Raw genomic sequence first — 4,284 nt, 5'->3', positions numbered from 1 at the left:
ACAGCCCGCAGGGCATGGTGCTCGACTGCGTCCCGGTCATCCCGCCGGACCTGCGTCCGATGGTGCAGTTGGACGGTGGCCGCTTCGCGACCTCCGACCTCAACGACCTGTACCGGCGCGTCATCAACCGCAACAACCGCCTCAAGCGACTGATCGACCTCGGCGCGCCCGAGATCATCGTCAACAACGAGAAGCGGATGCTGCAGGAGTCCGTCGACGCCCTGTTCGACAACGGCCGCCGCGGCCGTCCGGTCACCGGGCCGGGCAACCGACCGCTGAAGTCGCTGTCCGACCTGCTCAAGGGCAAGCAGGGCCGCTTCCGCCAGAACCTGCTCGGCAAGCGCGTCGACTACTCCGGTCGTTCGGTGATCATCGTCGGCCCGAAGCTCAAGCTGCACCAGTGCGGCCTGCCCAAGGGCATGGCGCTCGAGCTGTTCAAGCCGTTCGTCATGAAGCGCCTGGTCGACCTGTCGCACGCGCAGAACATCAAGTCGGCCAAGCGCATGGTCGAGCGCGCTCGCCCGGTGGTGTGGGACGTCCTCGAAGAGGTCATCCGCGAGCACCCGGTACTGCTCAACCGCGCCCCGACCCTGCACCGCCTGGGCATCCAGGCCTTCGAGCCGCAGCTGGTCGAGGGCAAGGCCATCCAGATCCACCCGCTCGTGTGCACCGCGTTCAACGCGGACTTCGACGGTGACCAGATGGCGGTGCACCTGCCGCTGTCGGCCGAGGCCCAGGCCGAGGCGCGGATCCTGATGCTGTCGACGAACAACATCCTCAAGCCGGCCGACGGCCGCCCGGTCACCATGCCGACCCAGGACATGATCCTCGGTCTGTACCACCTGACCGCGCTGCGTCCCGAGGGCGAGGGCAACGGTCGCGTCTTCTCCTCCGAGGCCGAGGCCGTCATGGCCCGTGACACCGGTGGTCTGCACCTGCAGTCGCCGGTGCAGATCCGGCTGCGGGGCGTCAGCTCCGTCGACAACGGCACGGGCGAGAAGTGGACCGCGCCCGAGGGTTGGGAGCCGGGCCAGCCGCTGCTGCTGCAGACCACGCTGGGCCGCTGCCTGTTCAACGACTCGCTGCCGTCGGACTACCGGTTCGTGAACTACCCGGTGACCAAGAAGGAGCTGGGCCAGATCGTCAACGACCTGGCCGAGCGCTACCCGAAGGTCGAGGTCGCGAACACCCTCGACAACCTCAAGGCCAACGGTTTCCACTGGGCCACCCGGTCGGGCATCACCATCGCCATCGACGACGTCGTCACGCCGCCGCGCAAGGCCGAGATCCTCGAGCGTTACGAGAAGGACGCCGAGAAGATCGAGAAGCAGTACCAGCGTGGCGTCATCACCGAGGAGGAGCGCCGCCAGGAGCTCGTCGAGGTCTGGACCAAGGCGACCAGCGAGGTCGCCAAGGAGATGGAAGGCAACTTCCCGAAGACCAACCCGGTGTACATCATGGTCAACTCCGGTGCGCGCGGAAACATGATGCAGATGCGCCAGATCGCCGGCATGCGTGGGCTGGTCGCCAACCCGAAGGGCGAGATCATCCCGCGCCCGATCAAGGCGAACTTCCGCGAGGGCCTGTCGGTGCTGGAGTACTTCATCGCCACGCACGGTGCCCGCAAGGGTCTGGCCGACACCGCCCTGCGTACCGCCGACTCGGGGTACCTGACCCGTCGTCTCGTGGACGTCAGCCAGGACGTGATCATCCGCGAGGAGGACTGCGGCACCGACCGTGGCCTCACGCTGGTCATCGCCGACAAGCTGGCCGACGGCACGCTGGTCAAGGACCCGCACGTCGAGACCTCGGTCTACGCGCGCGTTCTCGCCGAGGACATCACCGCGGGCAAGAAGGTCATCGCCGCGGCGGGCACCGACCTGGGTGACGTGCTCATCGACACCCTGATCGAGGCCGGCATCAGCGAGGTCCGGGTCCGTTCGGTCCTGACCTGCGAGTCGACGCTGGGCACCTGCGCGAGCTGCTACGGCCGCTCGCTGGCCACCGGCAAGCTCGTCGACGTCGGCGAGGCGGTCGGCATCATCGCCGCCCAGTCGATCGGTGAGCCCGGCACCCAGCTGACGATGCGTACGTTCCACACCGGCGGCATCGCCGGTGACGACATCACGCACGGCCTGCCGCGTGTCGGCGAGCTGTTCGAGGCGCGCGTGCCCAAGGGCATGTCGCCGATCGCCGAGACCAGCGGTCGGGTGCGCATCGAGGAGTCCGACGGGTCGAAGGGCAGCTCGCGACGGATCATCATCACGCCCGACGACGGTGACGAGGAGAAGGAGTACCCGATCAGTCGGCGCGCGCGTCCGCTGGTCAACGAGGGCGAGTCGGTCGAGGCCGGCACGCAGCTCATCTCCGGTGCCGTCAACCCGCACGACGTGCTGCGCATCATGGGCCCGCGCGAGGTGCAGCTGCACCTCGTCCGTGAGGTCCAGGAGGTGTACCGCTCGCAGGGCGTGGCGATCCACGACAAGCACATCGAGGTGATAATCCGGCAGATGCTCAAGCGCATCACGGTGATCGAGTCGGGTGCCACCGAGTTCCTGCCCGGTTCGCTCGTCGAGCGGACGATGTTCGAGGGTGAGAACCGGCGCGTCGTGGCCGAGGGCAACGAGCCGGCCTCGGGCCGTCCGGTGCTCATGGGCATCACCAAGGCGTCGCTGGCCACCGAGTCGTGGCTGTCGGCGGCCTCCTTCCAGGAGACGACCCGCGTCCTCACCGACGCGGCCATCTCGGCCAAGAGCGACTCGCTCGTCGGCCTGAAGGAGAACGTGATCATCGGCAAGCTGATCCCGGCGGGTACCGGCATCGCGCGGTACCGGAACGTCGACGTCAACCCGACCGAGGAAGCGCGGGCTGCCGCGTTCTCGATGGCCGGCTACGACGAGAACGACTACTACGGGTTCGGCAACAACCAGATGGGCCCGGCCGTGCCGCTGGACGAGTTCGGCTACGACGACTACCGCTGATCGCGGCTCCCAGTAGCCACTGAACGACCCGAACGGGCCGGTCTCCCTCGGGAGGCCGGCCCGTTCGGCTGTCCGGACCCCGATCCTCTGCGCCACCTGGAGTTGTCCGCGCCTCGTCGCGCCCCGGCACGCCGACGCGCGGACAACTGCTGCCCCGCAGCCCGACACCTCGGAGTTGTCCGCGTTTGCCCGTGCCAGGTCTCGTCCAGGCGCGGACAACTCGTGGGGGTCACACGACTTGGCGTCGGTCATGGACACGAAATGTGCGCTGTCCGCATCCGTCGGAGCTGGTCCACGACGCGTTGCTCGTTCAATCGAACGCTCAGCGAGGCGAACCGCAACACCGGCGTGCCGTCGAGAACAATCTCGTTCTGGCGGTCCAGGTCGTCCCAGAAGGACGACGGTTGCAGGTGGACAGCCCCGTCGATCTCGACGACGAACGTCGTGCCGTCCGGGAGGTCGAACTCTGCATCGACGTACCGTGCTCGCCCACTGGATTCGCGGCGCAGCACCTGTCGCCGCGGAGGCGGGAGCCCGGCACGTCGGGCGACGGGCCCCAGATCGATCTCGGCGAGAGTATGGCCACCACCACCGATGTCGCCGAGGACGGCTCGCATGACGGCCACATGCCGGACATGGCCGGCCCGCCGGAGCTCGGACTCGAGCCGGTCTGCTGTCACGAGCCTTTGCTGGACGCCCGCGCACAGGATTGCGCACGCTCGGCGCGGTCGGGATGACCACGTCGCGGCGTCGATGAGACAGCGGGCAATACCGGTTCGTGGCGGGCCGGCGCCCTCGCTGATGTCGCCGCTTCGGAATCGGCGCGATTCGTGGATCTGTATCCAACCGGGCGCACCGGCGTGCGTGTCGTGCGAGACCACGACGTGTACGCGGGAGGGCTCGAAGCCCTTCAGCCCCGCGGCCGCGGCGCCGCTGAGTCCGGCGAGTGCCGCCGGCTTGCCGAACAGAAGCACGGCCACCCAGTGCCGCTGCAGCTCGGAGAGCGGTGCGTTGGACAAGACCACCACATGTCGTCCCACGGTGCGCCAACGCTTGGCGCGCACAGCCGCATCGACACGTCCCGGCGTCAGCCCGCACAGGCCAAGCTGTCGGCGGGTCAGCACGCCCGCCTGCGCCTCGGCCAGCGCCGCCAGCTGGGGCGGGACGGCGATCAGGTTGTCGGCACGCGGCCGGTCCCGCTGGAGAAGCGACCGCGGGAGCACGGTGACACTGTGGCCGCACGCACCAGGTCGCGTGCGCTGAACCGACCAACCTGTGGACGCCGCGCGCCGCTGTGGACAAC

At 68.5% G+C, this 4,284-nt stretch carries 2 protein-coding genes; one reads left to right on the top strand and one right to left on the bottom strand.

Annotation, left to right across the window (positions count from 1 at the left end):
- A partial coding sequence (gene rpoC / locus ACFFCA_RS19580) for a DNA-directed RNA polymerase subunit beta' (protein ID WP_375487933.1) occupies positions 1-2,981 on the top strand: 2,981 nt, incomplete at its 5' end.
- A 248-nt stretch (positions 2,982-3,229) separates the two neighbouring features.
- Here the strand turns inward: rpoC and ACFFCA_RS19575 are convergent.
- Positions 3,230-4,204 (bottom strand): hypothetical protein, encoded by a 975-nt coding sequence (locus tag ACFFCA_RS19575; protein ID WP_375487931.1) that lies wholly within the window; start codon positions 4,202-4,204, stop codon positions 3,230-3,232.
- Between the last annotated feature and the right edge of the window lie 80 nt (positions 4,205-4,284).

The organism is uncultured Jatrophihabitans sp., assembly GCF_964252635.1.
Lineage (GTDB): Bacteria > Actinomycetota > Actinomycetes > Mycobacteriales > Jatrophihabitantaceae > Jatrophihabitans.
The sequence above is the reverse complement of the archived record's forward strand: the minus strand, read 5'-3'. Positions and strand labels throughout refer to the sequence as shown.